This is a genomic window from Streptomyces sp. NPDC127098, from assembly GCF_042722465.1.
Lineage (GTDB): Bacteria > Actinomycetota > Actinomycetes > Streptomycetales > Streptomycetaceae > Streptomyces > Streptomyces millisiae.
In genome coordinates this window covers 1-2,416 of the sequence record NZ_JBHXFJ010000117.1, presented here as the reverse complement: position 1 = coordinate 2,416, position 2,416 = coordinate 1, and the positions used below count along the sequence as shown (strand labels likewise).

General features: G+C 69.2%; 5 protein-coding genes. 4 read left to right on the top strand and 1 reads right to left on the bottom strand.

The genetic code is table 11. The features are described from left to right. Positions 1–103: 103 nt before the first annotated feature. Positions 104–427, bottom strand: a complete 324-nt coding sequence (locus ACFWI8_RS35500; protein ID WP_387100165.1) for a hypothetical protein — start codon at positions 425–427, stop codon at positions 104–106. 195 nt (positions 428–622) lie between these two features. Here ACFWI8_RS35500 and rpsF point away from each other — a divergent pair, with 195 nt between their 5' ends. The 4 genes from rpsF (at position 623) to rplI (ending at position 2,344) form a co-directional block, all read left to right on the top strand. Further along, positions 623–913 carry a 30S ribosomal protein S6 gene (gene rpsF, locus ACFWI8_RS35495; RefSeq protein ID WP_311599816.1) on the top strand — a complete coding sequence of 97 codons (291 nt, stop codon included), beginning with the start codon at positions 623–625 and terminating at the stop codon, positions 911–913. A gap of 103 nt (positions 914–1,016) precedes the next feature. Next, a complete protein-coding gene (locus ACFWI8_RS35490) occupies positions 1,017–1,595 on the top strand; it encodes a single-stranded DNA-binding protein (RefSeq protein WP_387100162.1) in 579 nt (192 codons plus the stop codon). 41 nt (positions 1,596–1,636) lie between these two features. After that, positions 1,637–1,873, top strand: a complete 237-nt coding sequence (gene rpsR / locus ACFWI8_RS35485; protein WP_003978893.1) for a 30S ribosomal protein S18 — start codon at positions 1,637–1,639, stop codon at positions 1,871–1,873. A gap of 21 nt (positions 1,874–1,894) precedes the next feature. Next, entirely contained in the window at positions 1,895–2,344 is a 450-nt protein-coding gene (gene rplI, locus ACFWI8_RS35480; RefSeq protein ID WP_311599838.1) for a 50S ribosomal protein L9, read from the top strand. Positions 2,345–2,416 lie beyond the last annotated feature (72 nt).

Below are 2,416 nucleotides of genomic sequence, written 5' to 3'. Positions count from 1 at the left end.
GTTTTGTTTGTTTTTTTTTTTCTTCTCTCTCTCCCCCGGCCCCGATGTGGTGGGTGGGCCCGGCGCCCGCGCCGCCCGCCCCCCCCCCCGCCGACCGGGTGCGTCAGCCGAGCACGCCCCCGAAGGGGCCGCCGTGGGCCAGGCCCAGATAGAGGCCGACTCCGGCGGCGCCGAGGCCGAGGACGGCCAGGAACCGCTGGGCGGTCGTCACCGAGATCATCTGGGCCCTAGCGCCCAGCGCGATGCCGACCAGACCGGCCCAGGAGCTGACCAGGTGCATGTCGTTCCAGATCGAGAAGATGGCCGCGACCGCTCCCACCAGCAGCGTCGCGATGGCGTAGCGGTTCTCGACCGGATGGGGACGGCCGTCGATGTTGAGCAGATGTTCCGCGAAGGCGAAGGGACCGTGGTGCGCGGCCTGTGCCATGGGACACCTCCAAGGCGCGAATGACCCTCGAATGACCCTACGTGTCCAGATTGCTCCGCTCACCGCCCCGATTTCAACCGGAAGGGCGGAGACAGGTACGGTGTACTGTCCGCCCCCTTGTGGGGCGACCGCATCACGACCCTCCTGCCACGGAACGCCCGTGGCCGCCTGAGTCCAGAGGAGGTGGGTTTTCGCATGCGTCACTACGAGGTGATGGTGATCCTCGACCCCGATCTTGAGGAGCGTGCCATCGCCCCCCTGATCGAGTCCTTCCTTTCCGTCGTCCGCGAGGGCAACGGCAAGGTGGAGAAGGTCGACACCTGGGGCCGTCGCCGGCTGGCCTACGAGATCAACAAGAAGCCCGAGGGCATCTACTCGGTGATCGACCTGCAGGCCGAGCCCGCGGTCGTCAAGGAGCTCGACCGCCAGCTCAACCTGAACGAGTCGGTCATGCGGACCAAGGTCCTGCGCCCGGCCACGCACTGATCAGAACTGAGCGGGGCCGGCGAGCGGCACCGTCGGTGTCATTGTCAGAGCCATACGTAATCATCGCAGCAACAGCAGTTAACCCCCGCCGAGAGGTACCCCAATGGCAGGCGAGACCGTCATCACGGTCGTCGGCAATCTGGTCGACGATCCCGAGCTGCGCTTCACTCCATCCGGTGCGGCGGTCGCGAAGTTCCGTGTCGCGTCCACCCCGCGCATCTTCGACCGGCAGACCAACGAGTGGCGGGACGGCGACGCCCTGTTCCTGACCTGCTCGGTCTGGCGCCAGGCGGCGGAGAACGTCGCCGAGTCGCTCACCAAGGGGATGCGGGTCATCGTCCAGGGCCGGCTCAAGCAGCGGACCTACGAGGACCGGGAAGGTGTCAAGCGCACGGTCATCGACCTGGAGGTCGACGAGGTCGGTCCCTCGCTGTTCCGCGCCACGGCCAAGGTCACCAGGTCCGCCCCCGGCGGCGGCCAGGGTGGCGGCGGCGGTCGCGGCCAGGGTGGCGGCGGCTGGGGTGGCGGCCAGGGTGGTCAGGGCGGTCAGGGCGGTGGGCCAGCGGGTGACCCGTGGGCGACCAGCGCTCCGGCCGGCGGCGGCCAGCAGGGTGGCGGCGGTGGTGGCGGTGGCTGGGGCGGTGGCTCCGGCGGTGGCTACTCGGACGAGCCCCCGTTCTGAGGGCACACCCCACGTATTTCTGAACTCACCGGAGAAGCACCATGGCGAAGCCGCCCGCGCGCAAGCCCAAGAAGAAGGTCTGCGTGTTCTGCAAGGAGAAGATCTCCTACGTCGACTACAAGGACACGAACCTGCTGCGGAAGTTCATCTCCGACCGCGGCAAGATCCGTGCCCGCCGGGTCACCGGCAACTGCACCCAGCACCAGCGTGACGTCGCCACGGCCGTGAAGAACAGCCGTGAGATGGCGCTGCTGCCCTACACCTCGACCGCGCGCTAAGGGAAGGGTGGTTCACAACCCATGAGGATCATCCTGACCAGTGAGGTCGCCGGCCTGGGAACGGCCGGGGACGTCGTCGAGGTGAAGGACGGGTACGCCCGTAACTACCTGCTGCCCCGCGGTGCCGCGATCCGCTGGACCAAGGGCGGCCAGCAGGACGTCGAGCAGATCCGTCGCGGTCGCAAGATCCGCGAGATCGCCTCGATCGAGCAGGCCAACGACGTGAAGGCCCAGATCGAGGGCGTCACCGTGCGGCTGAAGGTCCGTGCCGGCACCGGCGGTCGCCTGTTCGGCTCCGTCACCCCGGCCGACATCGTCGCCGCGGTGAAGGCCGCCGGCGGTCCCGACGTGGACAAGCGGCGGATCGAGCTCCGCACCCCGATCAAGAGCCTGGGCGCGCACCGGGTCACCGTCCGGCTGCACCCGGAGGTCGCGGCCAACGTGGGCCTCCAGGTGGAAGCCGCCAAGTAGGGCTGACATCGGCGAACGGCCGTGGGGCGCCCCGGCCGGGGGGCCGCCCGGGGGCGGCCCGCGCCCCGGGGC

Coding starts and splice junctions, on each gene's coding strand:
- ACFWI8_RS35500 (WP_387100165.1), bottom strand. CDS start 427: ATGGCACAGGCCGCGCACCACGGTCCCTTCGCCTTCGCGGAACATCTG.
- rpsF (WP_311599816.1), top strand. CDS start 623: ATGCGTCACTACGAGGTGATGGTGATCCTCGACCCCGATCTTGAGGAG.
- ACFWI8_RS35490 (WP_387100162.1), top strand. CDS start 1,017: ATGGCAGGCGAGACCGTCATCACGGTCGTCGGCAATCTGGTCGACGAT.
- rpsR (WP_003978893.1), top strand. CDS start 1,637: ATGGCGAAGCCGCCCGCGCGCAAGCCCAAGAAGAAGGTCTGCGTGTTC.
- rplI (WP_311599838.1), top strand. CDS start 1,895: ATGAGGATCATCCTGACCAGTGAGGTCGCCGGCCTGGGAACGGCCGGG.